This is a genomic window from Haematobacter missouriensis (genome assembly GCF_000740775.1).
GTDB lineage: Bacteria > Pseudomonadota > Alphaproteobacteria > Rhodobacterales > Rhodobacteraceae > Haematobacter > Haematobacter missouriensis.
Genome location: NZ_JFGS01000017.1, coordinates 17,144 through 32,543, shown reverse-complemented (window position 1 = coordinate 32,543; position 15,400 = coordinate 17,144). Strand labels below are relative to the sequence as shown.

The window sequence follows — 15,400 nt, the reverse complement described above, 5'->3', positions numbered from 1 at the left end:
ATCAAAAACGAATATAGTGCGATGCAGGTTCTGTCCAAAAGCCCTTGAACACCTTCGCGAGTCCTTTTATAGACCCGCCAACCGACAAGGACCGCCGGTTTCGCAGGAAGCTGCGGTCAGGGTCGGGTGGGGCGCGTAGCTCAGCGGTAGAGCACTACGTTGACATCGTAGTGGTCACAGGTTCGATCCCTGTCGCGCCCACCATTCTTCTCAAATACTTATCGGAAAACTGCGTTGTGCGTTCAGGTTCGTCGAACCTATTTGACACTCCTGATGCCCACAAAATCCACCGCCAAGGCGGCATCGGCGAGATACTCGGGCGAGTATCTGGCATAGACTCGCTCCGTGATCGACGTGCTTGAGTGCCCCAGATACTGACTTATGGCGCTCATCGGCACTCCGGCTTCGGCCATATGTACAGCGGCTGTGTGCCGAAAAACGTGCGGCGTCACCCCAGTTAGCTTTGCCTTCTTGCAGGCGGATTGCAGTCCTGTGCGAATAGAGCGAACGGGCGCGCCCGCGTACTCGATGACGTACTCCGTCTGCGCCGATTCGCGGGCGGACAGAAGCGACGCGCGCAGTCCGGGGTTGATTGGGACCACGGCCCGACCCTTTCTTGGGCCGTCCATATCCCGACGAAGGTCGATTCTCCCTCGCTTTTCATCCACCCGATCCCATGTCAGATCCAGTATCGCTCCAATCCGCGCGGCGGTGGAAAGCATGAGAATCACAGCGAGCCTGATGTGTGGCGTCTCAAGCGTGGATAGCAGCCGGTCTATCTCATCCCGAGTCAGATAGCGGTCCTTTGGTGCTGGCTTCTTTGGTCGCACGATGTGTGGGGCGCGATCGATAATGCGGGCCTTTGCAGCCCAGTTCAGGGCTGTGCTCAAATGTCCAAGCTCTGTCCAGATGGTGCCGACTTTACGGCCTTCGGCAGTCCTGGATTCAGCATAATCCCTGCAATGCTGCCCGGTGATTTGATCTGGGAGCAGAGCGCCGAAGTGCGCCAGAATCGGCAGGCCGGTGAACGACATGTTGCTTGTTGCTGGTCGGCCAGCATGCTCGTCACAGTAGTCTTGCCATACCGCCCGAACAGTTTTCTGTGCTTTGGAGCCGCGCGTTTCCCTTCTAATGATTGTCAGCGCTTCTGCCTCGGCTTCCTTTCGCGTGAGTGCACTAAGACGAAAGCGTCGTCGCTTGCCGTTGTCATCCCAAGTGACGACAAAGCGGCCATTGAGGCGCCCAACGCTGTATTCCCGCATTGCTCGTACTCCTCTACCGCTGACACCGGAATTCTGATCATGCGGCCTATGCGGAAGCCGCGCAATTGCCCCTGCTTGACGAGCTGCCGCACCTTTTCTCCGGAGCAGCCCCATCGATCAGCCAGAGTGTCTGGCGTGTAGGGTCGCGCTGGTTGCATCACTCACTCCTCCTTCTGGCTGGCGGGTGCGGAGGTTCCACGCTTCGGTGGCCTTCCTTGCCGTCGGTAGATAGCCGAGATTGCACCCACAAGAAGCGCATTGCGGGCACCTGCTTCTGGACGCCAAATCGCCATGGCGCGCCTCGTAATCGTTCAGCCACGCTCTGCCACCGCAGAACGGGCATGGAAGTAACTCACTCATCGCTCCCTCCCGCCGAGGTGAGGGTGTCGCGCTCCCGAATCGCCCGGTCAACGCTAAGTTCCATGACAGCCATCAGCGCCTCCTCTAAATTCCTGACCCTCGCGCGCAATGCAGTGGCTTCAGGCTCATGCTGCGCGGTGTCAGTGGGTGCGGCAGAGGTGGCGGGTTTGCCGTCAGTATCGGCGGGGAGAGCGCGAGTATTCCATGCGGCAACAAGGTCATCATAGATGGGGCATTCAATCCGCCAACTTTCTATGTCATCGCCGCAGCCAGCGTTTTCACATGAGATAAAATAGTTACCGGATGATCGTGGGCCGTAGTCATCACAGTCGATGTTGGCCTTGCCTCCGCAGAACGGGCAGGGGAGAAGGTCGGTCATTTCGGTTCTCCGAGTTGGGGTGTCGAGCGGTCAATCATCACAAAATCCTGTTGATAAAATCGTCATCTTCCTCACGCGTCGGAAAAGGCGGCAGCCCGATCTGCACACGCAGATGCCGGGGCCAGCTATTCGCGAGATACGGGCGCTGCAGCACGATCTGGATATGCGCGTCGGTCAGCGGGATGCCGGGCGCGAGGCACACGTCGTCGCTGTGGCTGTCATACTCAATCTTGCCCGTCTCCAGTTCGTGCAGGAGGCGGAGGTGTGTCTGCCAGCGCTGAGACAGGCGGCGTATCCATTTCATCGGGTCATCCTCAACACGATTGCGGCGGAAATCAGGGCACCGAGCAGCGACAGCAGCGCGGACGGCACGGGTACGGGAGAAGGTGGCGGGCGAGGCGGCTCGGGGCGGGGATGATGTGTTCCGCCGGGGTCGGTCGGAATGACCACAGGGGGCAGGCGCTCACGCGGCTCATAGACGAATGTGCTGGGCGGCTGGCGCAGGCCGGAGAAGTCCACCGGCCACGCATAGGGTGTGCCGCACTCTGTGTCTGGGGGCAGATACACGACCTTGAAATCTCCCGGCCCGGCGGTGTCGGCAGGGGCTTCGGTGAGCCATAGCCCCACCCATGTTCCCAGCGCTGCAGCGGCGACGTAATGGCGGAGCCGCATCATGCGTCCTCCCCCATGCAGTCGCTGTAGATCTCCCACGCGATCTGGCGGGGGGCCTCGTCCCCGAGCAGGTAAATGCCGTAGGCTATCATGACGATGCCCGCTACCTGCGGAACCATCACGCTCGGGGGCAGGCTCTCGGCAAATGCGGTCAGGGACACGCCTGCCTCCGCCGCCGATGCCGCGCGCAGGGCCAGATCGGCCAACGCTATGCAGGAGTCATGCTCAGAGGCCTGAGCGCAGGGTGCGAGCATCAAGCCCGCCAAAGCGAGTGTTGTAAATTTCATGTCTTTTCTCGTGTGTTAGAGGCGGGCTTCCACCCAGCCGATCCAGTTCACGTCGTCTCCGTATTCCTCGCGCCACGCCATTGGGTGGCGGTGCAGGGCAATCTTGCTCGTGTCCATGAGGCCGATGTGATGACCCTCACAGAGCGGTATGGTCATGCTGTCAGGGGCGCGCTTTTGACTGTGCCGACCGTGGATGCAGTGATGCGCCTGAGTCGGGGATTTTTGCGTCAGGCCCCATTCGTAGCAGATGACGCAAGGCATGGCGGCGACGGCGGCGAGGCGCTTTGGGTCGCGGCCAGCAGGTGGCGTCTTGAGGCCCATCGGACCCTTGAGGACGGCGAGGAATGTCATGCCACGCGCGCCCTCAGATCCTCGACCGGCACGCCAAGCTTCCCCGCGATCCATTCCATAATGGCCGTCTTGCTCTCCTGGAAACGCTTCCCGCCCATCGCGCGCACGCTCTGGCTCTCAGGCGTCCAGATCGTTACGATCGGGCCGCGGACCTGACCGATGGCGTAGCCGTGCTTGCCTGTCTCCGCTCCAATCAGTGCAGCCTTGACACGCTGCGCCGTGGCATTGGCTCCGCAGTCCAGCGTGTAGGTCTGGCAGAAACCGGTTGCGATCAGCGCGTGTTTCCTTAGCGTTTCTGGCGTCTCGGCGTAGAGTTGCATCATTTCGCTCTCCGGCAGGCTGGCCCATGCGTCGTGGATCCATGCAAACTGGTGCTTGTGGCTGTTGGTACTGCGCCCTCGCTCGACGGAGACGAAAACAAGCTCGCCCGGCTGGTAGTCTGGCAGGTCGTTCGCCATAAGGCGAAGAACACCGTGTCCGATGACTTGGGCGCGGCACTCCATCACCGTGCCCCCCACAACCTTTCAGCCTCTAACAGCACCCGGTTAGCCTGTGCCCGCAGGTGTTCGGCGTGGTCGTCGTCGGTGTCTGGGTCGATCTTCGCCAGCACAAAATCAACCAGGAGCGACGGCGTGTGCCAGCCGGTTTCCTGACGGGCTTGCTGGATGGCGGAAAGCATGTCCTGATCGGTCATTTCCGCACCTCGGCGCCAAGAAAATGGTGCCATTGTTCCATCTCATCCGAAGCCGCAACCTCAGCGAACTCAGACCTGAGATGGCCCGCGAGCTTTAGGAAATGCAGGTATGAAATACGGTGGCGAGCAAACGCGGCTGCCGCTCCCGTGTCTGCCAATTTCTTTGCGCGATTAGACCCAGCGCCGTGCGCCCGCCCGAGGTCGTGGGTGGCGAGATAGTCAGGGTCTACTCCGATGTAGGTCAGGAGGAACACGTCCTCACTTTCCGACCACGGACCCTTCTTTGTTTTATTGGCGGATTGCGCGTTGCATGGCTTGTTCATGGCGCTGACCTCAGAATGGGATAGAATCTAGGTCATCGTCCAGACCGACGGACGGACGCCCGCCAGCCGCGTATCCGCCGCCATAGCTGCCTGAGTCGTAGCCGTCTGACGTGCCGCGCTGGCTGTCCTCGCGATGCGGGCCGTCGAGAAGCGTCAGCTCACCGCGGAACGGGCGAAGGACGATTTCCGTGGAATAGCGGTCCTGGCCTGACTGGTCCTGCCACTTGCGCGTTTCAAGCTGGCCCTCGATATAGACCTTGGACCCTTTGCGGAGATATTGCTCGGCGATCTTGACCAGCGGGTCGGACATGATGCTGATGGCGTGCCATTCCGTGCGCTCTTTGCGCTCTCCGCTGGACTTGTCGCGCCATGTCTCGCTGGTGGCGATCCGCAGGTTGCAGACCTTGCCGCCGTTCTGGAAGCTCCTGACTTCCGGGTCGCGGCCCAGATTGCCGACCAGAATAACCTTGTTGACCGATCCAGCCATCAGTTAGCCTCCTTCTCATCCCACACGCGCAACCCATCGGCATTGCGATAAGTCTTGTGATTGCGCCGCGCCCATTCTTCGATGAACGCCGTTATGTCGTCCCGGGCATTGCGCGCGATCCAGTTCAGCAGGGCGCGATGATCGGTGATTTCATATCGCGTGACTGTACGCAGGCCCTTCACGTCATTGGCCTTGGATGCGGCGCGGGCGTCCCGCTGCGCTTGCTCTGCGGCGGTTTGCGCGGCGGCTGCTTGGCGCTGTTCCTCGATGTTGCCATCATCGGCTTTCATCGCCGCTTCGCGGGCGACCCGAGCGGCTTCCTCCGCCGCGATGCGGGTAGCGCGTTCCTCCGCTGCCCTTTCAGCCGCCAGTTTTTTCTTGAAATCGTTCGAGATGGAAGCAAGGCCCTTCTGTATCCGGTCCAAGTCATCCTCGGTCGGCTTCCAGCGGGCAATCTCCGCCTTCCACGCATCATGCAGCGGGGCAGTCGCCGACTTCTTGGCATCGTCCAGTGCGCGGCGAGCGGAGCGAATGTCCTTCGCCAGCTTGTCCACCGCCTTCATCTGGCTTTCGTTTGTGACTGGCTCCCCGTCCAGCCAGTTCTCGGCTTCCGAAATGGCATCACCGAAAGGGGTGAGCGCCTCGTCCATGGGATCTGGGGGATTGTTGTTTCCGACTACAGCGCGCGGATTCATCTCGTTCATCGTGGACACCTAGTAGGGGATTTCATCGCCGATATTGTCGGCGAGGCTGGGGGCTTGGCGGGCGGGGTCGGCGTGAGCTTTCTCGCCAGCCGCCTTGAACGCCGCGACGAATTCCAGATACTTCGGCTCATCAGCCTCTTTCAGCGCTACGCGCGCTCCCTTTTCCTTGTTCCAAAGATCGGTCAGAGCTTCTTTTGTGGTGCGCCTGCTGATTGCGGAGATCAGACGATCCCGGCATCCTGCGGGGTTGAATTCTGGATCCGATTTCGGCGGCTCAAGCCTCTGCGGCGCGGCCTTGACTGCGGCGTTCCCGTCGTCGTCATCCGGGGCGACCCCCGTAACGCTCTCCGTGCCAATACGCTTGGCGTAGGTCGTTGCGGACTTCATGCCCTGCATGTCGTTCTTCGTGACGATAAGCGGCACATCGCACTCGATGCGTGTTTCGCTCTCCCCATGGATGAGGGTGGTACGCATAGCCGCAGACCCGTCGACAAAAGTGTGTAACAGGGCCAGCCCGTTCGCGTTAAGGGCCGGGAGAACAGCCTGCATAACGTCCGCGAGGTCGGCATAACGGCTTGTGAATGCTCTGTTAACCGCCCCCTTTGTGACGGTTCCCATCTCCATTTGTGCGGCGGCGAGCGCCATGTAGACGTTCTTGTGGACGGCAATCTTCGGCGCGTCATGCTTGGTAACAGCGTTCATTCTTTGCCTCCTTACTAAAGGGCGCTTGGCTTCGCGGCGGCGGGCGAAGCGTCCGTGGTGGCCCCTGCCAGCTGGGCGAGCCGTGGACAGGCAGGGGCGGGGGTGTCAGTCGGCAGCGCGGCGAACCGCTTCGGCGTACGGGTCGTATTCCTGCTGCCCCCGGATTTCGTAGCTTCCGGGTGGCAGGTCCACGGGACGGTGGGTGTCATGGCCGCGCAGGTGGATGACCCGCGTCGGCTCCTTCACGATCATCCGCAGCACTGTCATCGCGCCAGAGCCGGGCTTTGCCACGATCCGTACAGCAGACGGCCGTTCGATGACGTGATGGTGGTGCGTTTCGGAGGGTCCTACGATCAGGTGTCCGCCCTGCAACCCAAGCTCCGGCCAGCTTGGCAGCGGTCCATCCGGGATACGGATGATCGTGACTTCACCTTGACGTGCATAGAATTCCATTTTCTTTCCTTTTCAGGCTGTTATGGATGGTTTCCGCCATTCGGAGGGGGTTAGACCGGTGAGGAATGCCTGTGCGCAATGCGGGAGGGAATAGCCCCTCGTTGCGCTGAAATCGGGCGGCAGGCAGAGCGCGAAATCTCGGCCCGTTGCGCAGCGAACGCGGAGGAAAAGGTGCGCTCTATCAAGGTCGGGAAGGCGCAATTCGATTACTGAGCCTATTTCCGGGTCGTCGTCTGCCCCAACCAGTCGGCCTTGAAGCTGGTCAAGAATTTTCGCCCACCCCATGATTTCGATGCCAGCACGACGAACCTCGAGGTTCTGCGTCGCCATCACTTCTTGAGCGAGCAAAGACTCCCGGTTCTCGATCCAGTGCGCAGGCACCCGGACGCCATGCCACGCATGCAGCGCATATCCGCTTGGGAACGCCATCGCCGCGCCGGTTTCGCTGTGCAGTCGCTGCCTGTCGTCAAAGCAGAGCACATTCGGGCGGCGGCTGACGAAAGCCACCCCATCGTAGGCGTACATCGGGCCACACAGGCGGGCATATTCGTGCCACGCATCCAGAGCCTCAGACTGCTCCGTGGTGTATTTGACGCCTATCTGCTGTGTGTACTTATAAAATGCGACCCAATAGAATTCGGAGCCGCCCGAAAACCACAATGTGTCATATATATCCTTCCCGCCGATCTGGCTCCAGAGATGACCTTCAAGCTGGTCCTTGATCTGTCCCCAAAGCTGGCCCCAGAGCTGGCCCCAGAGATGGTCCCAGAGATGGCCCCCGAGCTGGACCCGGAGCTGATCCTCTAGCTGGACCCCAAGTTGGTCTTCGATCTGCTCCCCGATCTGTCCCCAAAGCTGGCCCCCGAGCTGGACCCAGAGCTGGTCCTCGATCCGGTCACCGATCTGGCCCTCGAGCTGGCCCTCGAGCTGGACCCGGAGCTGATCCTCTAGCTGGACCCCAAGTTGGTCCTCGATCTGGTCCCGGAGTTGGTCCCCGAGCCGTTCATCGAGCTGTCCCCTGATCTGGTCCCAAAGCTGATCCTCTAGCTGTTCCCATAGCTGACCCCAGAGCTGTCCCCTGATCTGGTCCCAAAGCTGATCCTCTAGCTGTTCCCATAGCTGACCCCAGAGCTGGCCCTCAAGTTGGTCCCTGAGCTGTCCCCAGAGCTGGCCCTTGGTTTTCCGAAGAATCGCCCGCGCCAACAGGCATTGCACGGGGTCATCGAAAATGAAAACCCCCGGCTCTTTCTGCCCTCGCGCGGCATATATGCGTTTGACGACACGCCGCATTTCATCATCGCTGACATCAGGGTCGGCAAGAGCTAGAGCGCGGCACTCCTCGCGGAAGCGCAGCATTTCTTCGCTCTGCTCCGTGGTCAGTGTGTCGATCTTGGCCATTGTGGCCTCCGGAGAATGGTTTGAGAAAATCGGCGGGACCGTGTGACAGCCCCGCCTAGTTGCCGCGCCGGGACAGTTGGCGCGGGGGCATGCTGTCAGTCATCCCAGCGGGACATTTGGCTACAGTTGTCGGCGGCATCGCGCTCGGCGGCGGCCCATCCTTTATCGTCCCACCAGTCTTCGGCGGCAGCGATAGCGCGGTCATATGCCTCGCGGCCGAATACGGTGACGAGCAGCTCGGGTGCGTCCGCGATGCCGTCGATCTCGCAGGACACGGGCCAGATTTCACCATCCACGTCGCCGCCGAATTTCAGAACGACAAGGTGCTCCGGGTCGGCGTCCACCTCGAAATCGAATTCGTAGTCCGGATCGCGGGGGCGCTTGGGTGAAAGCAGGGCGGAGAGCACGTCACTGGCGTGGGACGAGATCAGGGCAAGCGGGTCTGGACGAGCGTTCATTGTGCGCGCCCCTCTACGAGGGCGTCTGTCTCAAGGTCGATCCTGCGCAGGTCGGTGGCGCGCTTGTCGCCAGACTTGCGGGCCTCCGTAGCGGCGGCATAGGCGGCTTCATTCAGGGCGCGAAGGGCATCGGTCATCTGCGTGTCTCCCTCATGGCTCCCGAGGCTCATGTGTCGCTCGGGGTGTGAGGCAGACTATGCAGGGGACAAATGTCCCTGTCAATAACAAAAGGGACATTTGTCCTGTAAAAAGTTGCCCCGCGCGCCGGGACGTGAGAGAATCACTCTATGGATACAGGCCAATTAGCCCGCTACGGGGCCTTGCAGAATCAGGTTTTAGGCGGGGAGGATGATGCCGACCATTTCATGTCGAGCATTCCCGTGGCTGACTATCCGAAGCGTATTTACTCATTCGGGCAGATCAAGAGGGCCGGAAAGATACTTTCCGAAGACTTGCCCGACGGCAGCCAGACCAGCGATGAAGTCTTGGAGGCATTCCGTATTGCACACAACTGGCGCATGGCCCACGCGCTGCCAATGATCGTGGAGAGGAAGCGCCTTGCTTTCATTGCGAAGGGCGGCTTCGTGACCTCTGGTCGCGTGAAGCGCATGGCGTCGATCAGGAAAAAGCTAACGCGCGGGAGCACCGACCTGCGCCAAATGCAAGACCTCGGCGGGTGCCGGGCTGTGATGCCTAGCCTGCTGACCCTTGGCGAAGTTGTCGCCCGCTACACTGGCGGCAGCACAAAAAGCACTATGGATCGGTATAGCGACTACCTGTCCAGCCCGAAGAGTGACGGCTACCGGGGCATACACCTCATTCTAAACTTCGAGGGCGTTGGACAGTCCGAAGAATTCAGCGGCCAGAAGCTGGAAATACAGGTTCGGACGCGGCTTCAACACTCTTGGTCAACCGCTGTTGAAGTCATCGGGGCTGTGCTCAACCAAGACCTAAAGGCAGGCGGGGGTGATGACAGATGGCGGCTGCTGCTCGCGCTGATGAGCGATTACTATGCGCTCTGCGATGGGGTTCCCCTGCGTCCAGCCGCCCCGCAGACCCAAAGCCAGCTCTGCCGCGCCATTCGCGAAGTGGAGTGCGAGCTCGGCGCGCTGGCATTCCTCAAGGCCATACGGGACAGCATGAGCTACTATGTGAGCTCGCCTGACAACGCATGGATGTATCGGCTTTCGATGGATTCCCTATCTCGAACCGTGGCGGCCTACCAGGCCGGGAAGATTACCGCAGTCAATGGTGAGGACTACGACGAACTGGATGAGCAGAGACAGACCGTTATCGTCAGCGTAGATACCGCCAGAGACCTGCCACGCGCCTTCCCGAACTTTTATCTGGACGTGTCGCACTTCACTGCGATGCTTGTTCGCGCGGTGAAGAACCGCAAGCTCCACCGGACCTACCATGGGGCTGTCGATCTCCCGCAATTTGGCTAATCACCGCTGCGACGGGTTGCACTGTCAGCGGGGGGGGCATGAAAAAGCCCGCCGGGCGAGGGCGGGCTATGCCTCAGTGAGGCTGATGATAAGTCGCCGTCAGGCTGCGTGGCTCTTTGATCTGGCAGCGGTTTCGCGCAAGATTTCACGCACTCGGTCTGGCGCTTGCTCAATTATGATCAGATACGCCCGCATGCCGTCCAGCGGCCTATGGCGCTTCTGCTCCCAATCCCGGATTTGGTGAATGCTAAAGCCGAACTCGGTCGCGAAGTCCTCCTGCGAGAGGTCAAGCGAAGTGCGTATCGCCTTCACGTCGACATCCGCAGGGACGTAAAGGCTTGCCGGTTCGCTGCGGCCAGCAGCGATCTCGTTCGCCTCACGAGCTGCGCGAAGAAGCCTTTCCCCCACTTTAGTCATCTAACTCTCCATCCTCTTTAGTGCGCGTATTTTTTCTTGGTTATTCGCGCGATACGTGTCAGCCATCTTAGCCAGTTCAACCCTCAACGCGTTCCTTTCAGCCTTCGACAAGTTGATTTTCACCGTCTTGTCGTAGACATCCAGAAGGAACACCGGCACGTCGTCCGCAGCGTAGTAGGTGATGACCCTAACCCCGCCGCTTTTTCCTCGTCCTCTAAACGGGAAGCGCAACTTGCGGGCTCCTCCCGTTTCTTTGATCAGGTCGCCCGCTGTCGGGTTTGCCGACAGATAGAGGGTGATCCTGCGCCTATCTTCTTCGTCCAGACCAACCTCTTTGGCTGCATCCGCGAAGTTGTGCGTTTCGATAACGCAGTGCATCTGATGTTCGGTCATCATGCGTAAAACCCGTAGCGCAAAAATCTCGAACTGTCCACTGCGAGTATGTAACTCCCGTAGTTAAAATTCGTTCCAGTATGCGCGCGTTGCTCGTCCAGCCCGATGCCTCATCCCTGCATTCCCTCCTCCATTCCGGCCAGACCAAAGCATAAGTAAGTTGTGACTTATCAATAGCTTGCTGGCTAAAAAGCCAACTTATCAGAGCCTCCGACCTCTGCTTTCATCGAGAGCATTGAAAGAGCTGATTCTGAGGGAGGGTTAACGAGTGACTGAGGAAGAATTTGTGCGATTCATACAGGGGATGAGGGCGATTGTGGCGGAGGACGATCCCCTGCGGAAGATCGACCTCGCGCGGCAGCTAGCAGAACTTCCCTCGCTTCCGGCCCTATTGAGCGCCACAGAGCGGCGGCTTCAGATCGGAGATGTGCGGTGTCGTCCTGAAGAAATTCATCAAGGCTGAAGCCGAGGGCATTCGCTATTTTCAAAGCATCATCGACGTTGGTGGAAGGGCTTTGCCCTTTCGCCGCCCTCTGCATCACCTTTTTCATCTGCTCATACGACACAGATGCCTCCTGGCAAATCTGCTGGAGGGAGATCCCGGTCACATCAAGGGCTGCCCGAAGGGCTTGGTGAAACAAGATCGACATGCCTAGTTGATATGGCTGGTCACGGTTGCAGCAAAGGCGACAAAAGTCCCTTGACAAATGGGGGACAAAAGTCCCTTATAGTAGCTATGACCCGAGATGATCTCATTTTCCAAATTGAGCAGTTCGCCGCCAACAACGGTGTGGCCCCGGCGACCGTCACTAGCCGGGCAGTCGGTAACAGTCGCCTCTACCGGAGACTGAAGGCCGGAGGAGACTGCACACTGGATATTGCCCGGCGTCTGATTGGCTACATGGATGATGACGGACCCCCCTCCCAAAAAGAGGCGGCGGAATGACTCGCAATCATCCCGCCGCCCAGCACTCCTCACTTGGTCACTCACCACAGAGCAACCATGGAGCCTCCCAAATGCTGAAGTCTTCGGGGAAACTTCCCCTCAATAAATTCGAAGAAAAGCGCATTGCCCGTCGGGCCAAACGTGAGCACCGGGCGACATTCCCGGAGCGATGGACACATTTCATCAGGACTTACTTCGGAGACGACCCGGTGGAAGTTGCTGGATTCTTCGGCTGCGACCCGGACACCGCAGAGGGTTGGATAACCGGTTCGCACGGCGCTTCGGGGGCGTTCGTCGACTACGCGTACAGCAACATTCCCGACCTTGGTTCCTATCTCTCTGGAAGGTGACGCCATGAGCGACCGCCTGTCACGTTTTCACGTAGCAGAAATGTATCTTGGCCAGCGCCTTGCTTGGGTCGGCGATTGCGTCGCAACCTTCGGGGAATGGCTCGTGAGTGTGGGGGAGGGGTGGTCTAATGCCGCCGCTCTCCGATCAGGAAAATCTCCCCGGAAACTTCCGGAAACTTCCGGGGAGTCCTCGGAATGAACCGCGCCCGCGACTGGTATGACCATGAAATCCTCATGGCTCTGCGTTTTCGCGATGAGGGGGTTTCTCTCGCTGCGATAGGCCGTGCCCTCGGGAGGACCAGAGGGTCCGTGCGAGGCAAGCTCCGCCGCTTGGACGAGGAATATGCCGCGTCGGAGGCGACCAATGGGCAAGCGTAGCAACTTCACGCGCAGGGACCGGGATTTCTACCCGTCGCCGCGCGAGGCGGTTCTCCCGCTGCTCCCGCATCTCGAACCGGGAGCATCATTCATCGAGCCATGCGCCGGTGCTGGCGATCTGGTGCGCCATCTGAGAGATGCCCGACACCCCTGCATTTGGGCTTTCGACACTCATCCGCAATCTGAAGATGTGCAGCAATTCGACGCATTCGACATGCGCATGTCGCCATGGCGCGGCGGAATTCAAGGCGACTACATCATCACAAACCCGCCGTGGGCGCGCGACGTGCTGCATCCCATGATCCAGCATTTTGCCGCGCAGCGACCGACGTGGCTCCTGTTCGACGCAGACTGGATCCACACCCGCCAGTCGGCTCCTTTCATGCGGCTTCTCCGCAAGGTCGTGTCGGTAGGGCGAGTCAAGTGGATCCCAGACTCGAAGATGACCGGAAAGGATAACTGCGCGTGGCACCTTTTCGACGCCGAAGGCGAAGGGCCTGCCCTGTTCTTCGGAAGGCAAGACCCATGAGCGCTTCCTCGATCAGCACATGGACGGAAGACGATCTGCGGGTCTGGTGGGATGTCGTGCGCCCCATCGAGCACGATGACGTCGTGAAAGCCGTGCTCCCCGAAGTCTACAGACGCGCCCGCGATCTGAAGATCGACCTCAGCAACCCAACCAACGGAGGCAGAAATGCCCGTCAAGTACGCCCTCGCCGTTGAGGCGCTGCGGGGGCGGTGACCGACTCATGGTCACGCATCCCGACCCGACGAAGCCCGCAGGTCGCATCCGGTACTCGTTCATCGACGGCAATTCGATCACGGCGGCGACATACCGAAAACTTCTGCCCGGCCTCGTTCCGGTGCGGGATGGGCTCTTTCCCGAGATATCGCAAACCTTCGCATGGCGCTCAGAGGAGTGAGGAGATTACAATGACCACCACCTACGAAGCCTACAACGTCACAGCCGAAGAACTCCGCCAGTTCATCGAACGCTACGAGCAGCTGGAAGCCGAGCGGAACGACATCTCCGAACAGCAAAAAGAGGTGATGGCCGAGGCGAAGGGGCGCGGTTACGACCCCCGCGTCATCCGCAAGATCATCGCCATGCGCAAGCGCGACAGGGACGATCTGGCCGAGGAAGAAGCAATCCTTGAGGTCTACAAGACCGCGCTCGGGATGCGCTGATCATGGATCGGCGCGTCACCTTTATCATTCCCGGCGCGCCGTTCGCCAAGCAGCGGGCGAGGTCGGGCTTCAACAAGCGCCTTGGCCGCGCCATCACCTTCAACGCCCCCGCCAACGAGAAATTCGAGGGCACGGTAGGCAGCATCGCCGCTGGCCTGTTCTCAGCCCCACTGGATGGGCCTGTGAGCGTCACCGTCGAAGCCGTGTTCTGCCCCGCGCCCAGCTGGTCGAAGAAGCGACGCGCCGAGGCGATGGGCCAGCCCCACACGCAGAAGCCTGACGGCGACAACCTGCTTAAAGCCATCAAGGACGGCCTGAACCGGATCGCTTGGTCTGATGACGCTCAGGTCTCGGACAGCCGCGTCATGAAGCGCTGGGGCGAGCGCGCTGAAACGCGCGTCACGGTCGAGAGGATAATGCAATGAGCCAGAACCCCTTTATGCAGCTCTATGTTGGCGACTATCTGGCCGACACGCTGGACCTCACGACAGAGCAGCACGGGGCATACCTGCTCTTGCTGATGACGATGTGGCGGCACGACGCAAAGCTTCCAAATGACCATTCCAAGCTGGCTCGGATCGCCCGGGTTTCCGCCCGCCGCTGGCACATGGTCTGGGTCGAAATTCAGCATTTTTTCTACGTCGATGGTGACTGCATCCGCAACAGCAGGCTAGATCGGGAGCACCAAAAAGCGACTTCGATATCCGAGAAACGGAGCGCATCTGGTGCGGCTGGCGGACGTGCTAAGGCATTGAAAGATAAAGATGGGGCTGTGGCAAACGCTACCGATTTGCCACAGCATAGTCAGAAGTCAGAACCAGATATAAGTAATTCAGAAGCTAAAGCTTCTGGCTTCGCCGATCCTGCCAAGGCCCTTTGGGATGCCGGGGTGGATGTGCTCACCGCCTATGGCATCCCGAGCAAGCAGGCGCGGACGGTCATCGGAAAGTGGCGGAAGGACCAGCATCCCGACGCCGAAATCCTCTCAGCCATCTTGGACTTCGGAAAAGCCGGGGCTGTCGATCCCATCCCTTGGATCACGGCCAGACTAAGGCCGAAGGAACCGCCCGCCCGACTGTATGACCTCTCAAAATATCAGGTCCAATGATGAATTATCGCCAGTCGGAAATCGCGACTCTTCTCGGCGAATGGCTCGACAGGTACACCGCGCCGATCCATCTGCGGGACAAGGCCAACGCGGCGCAGAAGGAGGTTGAGGCGCTTCTTCGCGCTCTCCTCAAGTTCGCCCCTCAGGTCGATTATCAGCCGTTCTGCCGTGCCGTGTTCGACCAGCTCGACTTCCAGATGAAAACGCGGGCGTGGCCGACGGTTGGCGAGATGGGGGCAGTGTGCTCCAACATCCGCAAGGAATCCCCGCGGCCGCGCGACCTGACGCCGCAGCGGGACACGGCGTCTCTGGCTATCATCGGACGGCGCATGGCGGCGGGAGAGGCAGTCGGCGAAAGCTACCTCTATGACTCGAATGCCTGCGATCTGATCGCTGGCGGCCACGTCGATGCGGAGACCATGCGCCGCTACCGCAAGGGCGCGTTCATGGCTCGCCGCGATGCCTACGGTCATGAAAAAGCCGTTGAGTGGGAGCGGGAGCAAATCCAACGCCACGAGGAGGCCCGGCAAAGCTTTCGGGACCGCGAACGTTCTCGCCGCGACACTAAAGGCCCCGACAAATCCACGCCGGTTCCAGAAGGCTATGGGGATTGGGACGCAGCATGAACCACTCCCCAAACAG

At 60.1% G+C, this 15,400-nt stretch carries 27 protein-coding genes, 1 tRNA gene and 1 pseudogene; 9 read left to right on the top strand and 20 right to left on the bottom strand.

Features of this window, described 5'->3' with window-relative positions; all coding sequences use genetic code 11:
• The first annotated feature begins 129 nt into the window (after nucleotides 1–129).
• Nucleotides 130–204, top strand: a tRNA-Val gene (locus tag CG51_RS11390).
• Between the two features lie 53 nt (nucleotides 205–257).
• Here the strand turns inward: CG51_RS11390 and CG51_RS11385 are convergent.
• The 18 genes and pseudogenes from CG51_RS11385 to CG51_RS20075 all read right to left on the bottom strand — a co-directional run bounded on the left by CG51_RS11385 (nucleotide 258) and on the right by CG51_RS20075 (nucleotide 8,667).
• Nucleotides 258–1,262 carry a tyrosine-type recombinase/integrase gene (locus tag CG51_RS11385; protein ID WP_035745092.1) on the bottom strand — a complete coding sequence of 335 codons (1,005 nt, stop codon included), beginning with the start codon at nucleotides 1,260–1,262 and terminating at the stop codon, nucleotides 258–260.
• A 17-nt stretch (nucleotides 1,263–1,279) separates the two neighbouring features.
• A pseudogene (locus CG51_RS21135) lies at nucleotides 1,280–1,420 on the bottom strand (excisionase family DNA-binding protein); the annotation flags it as partial.
• Nucleotides 1,380–1,622 carry a Lar family restriction alleviation protein gene (locus tag CG51_RS21130; protein WP_084695149.1) on the bottom strand — a complete coding sequence of 81 codons (243 nt, stop codon included), beginning with the start codon at nucleotides 1,620–1,622 and terminating at the stop codon, nucleotides 1,380–1,382. The gene CG51_RS21130 and the pseudogene CG51_RS21135, both read right to left, overlap by 41 nt.
• On the bottom strand, nucleotides 1,615–2,001 hold the full coding sequence (locus CG51_RS11380) for a Lar family restriction alleviation protein (protein WP_035745090.1): 387 nt from the start codon (nucleotides 1,999–2,001) through the stop codon (nucleotides 1,615–1,617). Before CG51_RS11380 ends, CG51_RS21130 begins: the two co-directional genes overlap by 8 nt.
• A 37-nt stretch (nucleotides 2,002–2,038) precedes the next feature.
• Entirely contained in the window at nucleotides 2,039–2,305 is a 267-nt protein-coding gene (locus CG51_RS11375) for a hypothetical protein (RefSeq protein WP_035745088.1), read from the bottom strand.
• Nucleotides 2,302–2,676, bottom strand: coding sequence for a hypothetical protein (locus CG51_RS11370; RefSeq protein ID WP_035745085.1), 375 nt, complete (start codon nucleotides 2,674–2,676; stop codon nucleotides 2,302–2,304). The genes CG51_RS11375 and CG51_RS11370 overlap by 4 nt, the downstream gene beginning before the upstream one ends.
• Entirely contained in the window at nucleotides 2,673–2,960 is a 288-nt protein-coding gene (locus tag CG51_RS11365) for a hypothetical protein (RefSeq protein WP_035745083.1), read from the bottom strand. Before CG51_RS11365 ends, CG51_RS11370 begins: the two co-directional genes overlap by 4 nt.
• A 15-nt stretch (nucleotides 2,961–2,975) precedes the next feature.
• A complete protein-coding gene (locus CG51_RS11360) occupies nucleotides 2,976–3,311 on the bottom strand; it encodes a DUF968 domain-containing protein (RefSeq protein ID WP_035745078.1) in 336 nt (111 codons plus the stop codon).
• Nucleotides 3,308–3,769, bottom strand: coding sequence for a hypothetical protein (locus tag CG51_RS11355; protein ID WP_143412875.1), 462 nt, complete (start codon nucleotides 3,767–3,769; stop codon nucleotides 3,308–3,310). Before CG51_RS11355 ends, CG51_RS11360 begins: the two co-directional genes overlap by 4 nt.
• Before the next feature lie 44 nt (nucleotides 3,770–3,813).
• Entirely contained in the window at nucleotides 3,814–4,005 is a 192-nt protein-coding gene (locus tag CG51_RS11350) for a hypothetical protein (protein ID WP_035745076.1), read from the bottom strand.
• Nucleotides 4,002–4,328: a hypothetical protein gene (locus tag CG51_RS11345; protein ID WP_143412876.1), complete on the bottom strand. Its 327-nt coding sequence runs from the start codon at nucleotides 4,326–4,328 to the stop codon at nucleotides 4,002–4,004. Before CG51_RS11345 ends, CG51_RS11350 begins: the two co-directional genes overlap by 4 nt.
• A gap of 10 nt (nucleotides 4,329–4,338) precedes the next feature.
• Nucleotides 4,339–4,815, bottom strand: a complete 477-nt coding sequence (gene ssb, locus CG51_RS11340) for a single-stranded DNA-binding protein (protein WP_035745071.1) — start codon at nucleotides 4,813–4,815, stop codon at nucleotides 4,339–4,341.
• Complete coding sequence (locus tag CG51_RS11335; protein WP_088233702.1) at nucleotides 4,815–5,519, bottom strand: hypothetical protein; 705 nt, start codon at nucleotides 5,517–5,519, stop codon at nucleotides 4,815–4,817. The genes ssb and CG51_RS11335 overlap by 1 nt, the downstream gene beginning before the upstream one ends.
• Nucleotides 5,520–5,528: 9 nt before the next feature.
• Nucleotides 5,529–6,221 (bottom strand): ERF family protein, encoded by a 693-nt coding sequence (locus CG51_RS19185; RefSeq protein WP_051930466.1) that lies wholly within the window; start codon nucleotides 6,219–6,221, stop codon nucleotides 5,529–5,531.
• 105 nt (nucleotides 6,222–6,326) lie between these two features.
• The gene (locus CG51_RS11325) at nucleotides 6,327–6,674 is read right to left on the bottom strand and encodes a hypothetical protein (RefSeq protein WP_035745069.1); all 348 of its coding nucleotides are present in this window, start codon (nucleotides 6,672–6,674) and stop codon (nucleotides 6,327–6,329) included.
• A 12-nt stretch (nucleotides 6,675–6,686) separates the two neighbouring features.
• Nucleotides 6,687–8,072: a DUF6745 domain-containing protein gene (locus tag CG51_RS11320; protein WP_035745066.1), complete on the bottom strand. Its 1,386-nt coding sequence runs from the start codon at nucleotides 8,070–8,072 to the stop codon at nucleotides 6,687–6,689.
• A gap of 95 nt (nucleotides 8,073–8,167) precedes the next feature.
• Nucleotides 8,168–8,530, bottom strand: a complete 363-nt coding sequence (locus tag CG51_RS11315; protein ID WP_035745064.1) for a hypothetical protein — start codon at nucleotides 8,528–8,530, stop codon at nucleotides 8,168–8,170.
• On the bottom strand, nucleotides 8,527–8,667 hold the full coding sequence (locus CG51_RS20075; RefSeq protein WP_156961343.1) for a hypothetical protein: 141 nt from the start codon (nucleotides 8,665–8,667) through the stop codon (nucleotides 8,527–8,529). The genes CG51_RS11315 and CG51_RS20075 overlap by 4 nt, the downstream gene beginning before the upstream one ends.
• Nucleotides 8,668–8,817: 150 nt before the next feature.
• Between CG51_RS20075 and CG51_RS11310 the strand changes: the two genes are divergently transcribed.
• Nucleotides 8,818–9,978 (top strand): RelA/SpoT domain-containing protein, encoded by a 1,161-nt coding sequence (locus tag CG51_RS11310; protein WP_035745061.1) that lies wholly within the window; start codon nucleotides 8,818–8,820, stop codon nucleotides 9,976–9,978.
• Between the two features lie 99 nt (nucleotides 9,979–10,077).
• Here the strand turns inward: CG51_RS11310 and CG51_RS11305 are convergent, their stop codons facing one another.
• Both CG51_RS11305 and CG51_RS11300 read right to left on the bottom strand, forming a co-directional pair.
• A complete protein-coding gene (locus tag CG51_RS11305) occupies nucleotides 10,078–10,395 on the bottom strand; it encodes a helix-turn-helix domain-containing protein (protein WP_035745059.1) in 318 nt (105 codons plus the stop codon).
• On the bottom strand, nucleotides 10,396–10,791 hold the full coding sequence (locus CG51_RS11300) for a type II toxin-antitoxin system RelE/ParE family toxin (RefSeq protein ID WP_233141307.1): 396 nt from the start codon (nucleotides 10,789–10,791) through the stop codon (nucleotides 10,396–10,398). It lies immediately after the preceding gene.
• Nucleotides 10,792–11,805: 1,014 nt separating this feature from the next.
• Between CG51_RS11300 and CG51_RS11285 the strand changes: the two genes are divergently transcribed.
• The 7 genes from CG51_RS11285 to CG51_RS11250 all read left to right on the top strand — a co-directional run bounded on the left by CG51_RS11285 (nucleotide 11,806) and on the right by CG51_RS11250 (nucleotide 15,384).
• Complete coding sequence (locus tag CG51_RS11285; protein WP_035745055.1) at nucleotides 11,806–12,084, top strand: hypothetical protein; 279 nt, start codon at nucleotides 11,806–11,808, stop codon at nucleotides 12,082–12,084.
• A 364-nt stretch (nucleotides 12,085–12,448) separates the two neighbouring features.
• Nucleotides 12,449–12,991 (top strand): hypothetical protein, encoded by a 543-nt coding sequence (locus tag CG51_RS11275; RefSeq protein ID WP_035745050.1) that lies wholly within the window; start codon nucleotides 12,449–12,451, stop codon nucleotides 12,989–12,991.
• On the top strand, nucleotides 12,988–13,185 hold the full coding sequence (locus tag CG51_RS11270) for a hypothetical protein (protein ID WP_035745048.1): 198 nt from the start codon (nucleotides 12,988–12,990) through the stop codon (nucleotides 13,183–13,185). Before CG51_RS11275 ends, CG51_RS11270 begins: the two co-directional genes overlap by 4 nt.
• 210 nt (nucleotides 13,186–13,395) lie before the next feature.
• Entirely contained in the window at nucleotides 13,396–13,650 is a 255-nt protein-coding gene (locus CG51_RS11265) for a DUF2312 domain-containing protein (RefSeq protein ID WP_035745045.1), read from the top strand.
• A 2-nt stretch (nucleotides 13,651–13,652) separates the two neighbouring features.
• Nucleotides 13,653–14,075 carry a RusA family crossover junction endodeoxyribonuclease gene (locus CG51_RS11260; protein WP_035745043.1) on the top strand — a complete coding sequence of 141 codons (423 nt, stop codon included), beginning with the start codon at nucleotides 13,653–13,655 and terminating at the stop codon, nucleotides 14,073–14,075.
• The gene (locus CG51_RS19180) at nucleotides 14,072–14,758 is read left to right on the top strand and encodes a YdaU family protein (RefSeq protein WP_051930464.1); all 687 of its coding nucleotides are present in this window, start codon (nucleotides 14,072–14,074) and stop codon (nucleotides 14,756–14,758) included. The genes CG51_RS11260 and CG51_RS19180 overlap by 4 nt, the downstream gene beginning before the upstream one ends.
• A complete protein-coding gene (locus tag CG51_RS11250) occupies nucleotides 14,758–15,384 on the top strand; it encodes a hypothetical protein (protein WP_143412863.1) in 627 nt (208 codons plus the stop codon). Before CG51_RS19180 ends, CG51_RS11250 begins: the two co-directional genes overlap by 1 nt.
• The last annotated feature ends 16 nt before the right edge of the window (nucleotides 15,385–15,400 follow it).

Coding starts and splice junctions, on each gene's coding strand:
- CG51_RS11250 (WP_143412863.1), top strand. CDS start 14,758: ATGAATTATCGCCAGTCGGAAATCGCGACTCTTCTCGGCGAATGGCTC.
- CG51_RS11270 (WP_035745048.1), top strand. CDS start 12,988: ATGAGCGCTTCCTCGATCAGCACATGGACGGAAGACGATCTGCGGGTC.
- CG51_RS11300 (WP_233141307.1), bottom strand. CDS start 10,791: ATGATGACCGAACATCAGATGCACTGCGTTATCGAAACGCACAACTTC.
- CG51_RS11350 (WP_035745076.1), bottom strand. CDS start 4,005: ATGACCGATCAGGACATGCTTTCCGCCATCCAGCAAGCCCGTCAGGAA.
- CG51_RS11355 (WP_143412875.1), bottom strand. CDS start 3,769: ATGGCGAACGACCTGCCAGACTACCAGCCGGGCGAGCTTGTTTTCGTC.
- CG51_RS11315 (WP_035745064.1), bottom strand. CDS start 8,530: ATGAACGCTCGTCCAGACCCGCTTGCCCTGATCTCGTCCCACGCCAGT.
- CG51_RS11320 (WP_035745066.1), bottom strand. CDS start 8,072: ATGGCCAAGATCGACACACTGACCACGGAGCAGAGCGAAGAAATGCTG.
- CG51_RS19180 (WP_051930464.1), top strand. CDS start 14,072: ATGAGCCAGAACCCCTTTATGCAGCTCTATGTTGGCGACTATCTGGCC.
- CG51_RS11380 (WP_035745090.1), bottom strand. CDS start 2,001: ATGACCGACCTTCTCCCCTGCCCGTTCTGCGGAGGCAAGGCCAACATC.
- CG51_RS11335 (WP_088233702.1), bottom strand. CDS start 5,519: ATGAACGAGATGAATCCGCGCGCTGTAGTCGGAAACAACAATCCCCCA.
- CG51_RS11260 (WP_035745043.1), top strand. CDS start 13,653: ATGGATCGGCGCGTCACCTTTATCATTCCCGGCGCGCCGTTCGCCAAG.
- CG51_RS21130 (WP_084695149.1), bottom strand. CDS start 1,622: ATGAGTGAGTTACTTCCATGCCCGTTCTGCGGTGGCAGAGCGTGGCTG.
- CG51_RS11385 (WP_035745092.1), bottom strand. CDS start 1,262: ATGCGGGAATACAGCGTTGGGCGCCTCAATGGCCGCTTTGTCGTCACT.
- ssb (WP_035745071.1), bottom strand. CDS start 4,815: ATGGCTGGATCGGTCAACAAGGTTATTCTGGTCGGCAATCTGGGCCGC.
- CG51_RS19185 (WP_051930466.1), bottom strand. CDS start 6,221: ATGAACGCTGTTACCAAGCATGACGCGCCGAAGATTGCCGTCCACAAG.
- CG51_RS11275 (WP_035745050.1), top strand. CDS start 12,449: ATGGGCAAGCGTAGCAACTTCACGCGCAGGGACCGGGATTTCTACCCG.
- CG51_RS20075 (WP_156961343.1), bottom strand. CDS start 8,667: ATGACCGATGCCCTTCGCGCCCTGAATGAAGCCGCCTATGCCGCCGCT.
- CG51_RS11360 (WP_035745078.1), bottom strand. CDS start 3,311: ATGACATTCCTCGCCGTCCTCAAGGGTCCGATGGGCCTCAAGACGCCA.
- CG51_RS11325 (WP_035745069.1), bottom strand. CDS start 6,674: ATGGAATTCTATGCACGTCAAGGTGAAGTCACGATCATCCGTATCCCG.
- CG51_RS11365 (WP_035745083.1), bottom strand. CDS start 2,960: ATGAAATTTACAACACTCGCTTTGGCGGGCTTGATGCTCGCACCCTGC.
- CG51_RS11345 (WP_143412876.1), bottom strand. CDS start 4,328: ATGAACAAGCCATGCAACGCGCAATCCGCCAATAAAACAAAGAAGGGT.
- CG51_RS11370 (WP_035745085.1), bottom strand. CDS start 2,676: ATGATGCGGCTCCGCCATTACGTCGCCGCTGCAGCGCTGGGAACATGG.
- CG51_RS11265 (WP_035745045.1), top strand. CDS start 13,396: ATGACCACCACCTACGAAGCCTACAACGTCACAGCCGAAGAACTCCGC.
- CG51_RS11305 (WP_035745059.1), bottom strand. CDS start 10,395: ATGACTAAAGTGGGGGAAAGGCTTCTTCGCGCAGCTCGTGAGGCGAAC.
- CG51_RS11285 (WP_035745055.1), top strand. CDS start 11,806: ATGCTGAAGTCTTCGGGGAAACTTCCCCTCAATAAATTCGAAGAAAAG.
- CG51_RS11310 (WP_035745061.1), top strand. CDS start 8,818: ATGGATACAGGCCAATTAGCCCGCTACGGGGCCTTGCAGAATCAGGTT.
- CG51_RS11375 (WP_035745088.1), bottom strand. CDS start 2,305: ATGAAATGGATACGCCGCCTGTCTCAGCGCTGGCAGACACACCTCCGC.